Annotated in this window: 1 protein-coding gene; it reads left to right on the top strand. The window is 65.8% G+C overall.

Annotation, left to right across the window (positions count from 1 at the left end; genetic code table 11):
- Positions 1 to 174: 174 nt before the first annotated feature.
- A complete protein-coding gene (locus NOCJ54_RS0122560; protein WP_442937361.1) occupies positions 175 to 1,446 on the top strand; it encodes an IS256 family transposase in 1,272 nt (423 codons plus the stop codon).
- Positions 1,447 to 1,487: the final 41 nt, after the last annotated feature.

The raw sequence follows: 1,487 nt of genomic DNA, 5'->3' as shown, positions 1-1,487 counted from the left end.
GGGGGTGTCAGATGGTCTGTGTAAGCGGTCGGTCTCAGCAAAGGAACGATGATGACTGCTGTGACCGAAGGAACCGGGCGACCGGACTACAAGAAGGCCGCCGCTGCTCGACGGGCTGACCGTGCGGACATGCCGGGCGCGAAAGCTGCGGCCGAGTTCGCAGCGTCGGGTGCGATGGACGAGCTGTTCGCCAAGATCGACGCCGGCGAGATCGAGCTGACCGGCGATGGCGGGTTCATCCCCGGCCTGATCAAGGCCACCCTCGAACGCGGGCTGCAGGCCGAGCTGACCTCGCATCTGGGCTACGAGAAGGGCGCCCCGGAGGCGTCGGCGGTGTCGAACAGCCGCAACGGCACGACCCCGAAGACAGTCGCCACTCAGACCGGCGACCTCGAACTGGCGATCCCGCGCGATCGCGACGGGACGTTCACCCCGGTCCTGGTCCCGAAGGGCTCACGCCGGCTGTCCGGTCTGGACGAGATGATCATCAGCCTCTACGCCGGCGGGATGACCGTCAGGGACATCGCGCACCACCTGTCCTCGACGATCGGGACCGAGCTGTCGCACGAGACGATCAGCAACATCACCGACGCGATCGCCGAGGAGATCCTGGAGTGGCAAGCCCGGCCGCTGGAGGCGTTCTACCCGGTGGTCTACCTGGACGCGATTGTGGTCAAGGTCCGCGACGGCGCGCACGTGATCAACAAGTCCGCCCACATCGCCGTCGGCGTCGACATGGACGGCGTCAAGCACGTCCTGGGGATCTGGATCCAGACGTCCGAGGGCGCGAAGTTCTGGGCCGGCGTGTGCGCCGAGCTCGCCAACCGCGGCGTGCGTGACGTACTCATCGTGTGCTGCGACGGCCTGACCGGGCTGCCCGAGGCGATCGAAGCGACGTGGAAGCACGCGACCGTGCAGACCTGCGTGGTGCACCTGATCCGCGCGTCGATGCGGTTCGTGAACTACAAGGACCGCAAGCAAGTGGCGAAGGCACTCAAGCCGATCTACACCGCCACCAACGACAAGTCCGCGAAGGACGCGTTCGCAGCGTTTCAGGACTCGAACTGGGGCAAGAAGTACCCGCACGCCGTCGCGACCTGGGAGTCGGCGTGGGAACGGTTCATCCCGTTCCTGGCGTTCCCGCCAGAGCTGCGGCGGGTGATCTACACGACCAACTCGATCGAGTCGCTGAACTACCAGCTGCGCAAGGTCACCAAGAACCGCGGGCACTTCCCGTCCGACGAGGCCGTGGTGAAGTTGCTGTGGCTGGCGATCTGCAACATCGAGGACAAGCGAGCCCGTGAACGGGCCAAGGAACGCGGAAGGCCATCCGCGGACCGCAAGGCGCCCGGGCGGCTCGTCGAGGGTCAGGTCGTGACGAACTGGAAGCAGGCACTCGGCCAGCTCGCGATCGCCTACCCCGACCGCATCAACCCCTACCTGTAAGAGAGAAACCAACCACGAGGGACCGATCGCTTACACAGGAA

Source organism: Nocardioides sp. J54 (assembly GCF_000519005.1).
GTDB lineage: Bacteria > Actinomycetota > Actinomycetes > Propionibacteriales > Nocardioidaceae > Nocardioides.
This window is presented reverse-complemented; position numbering and strand designations above follow the sequence as displayed.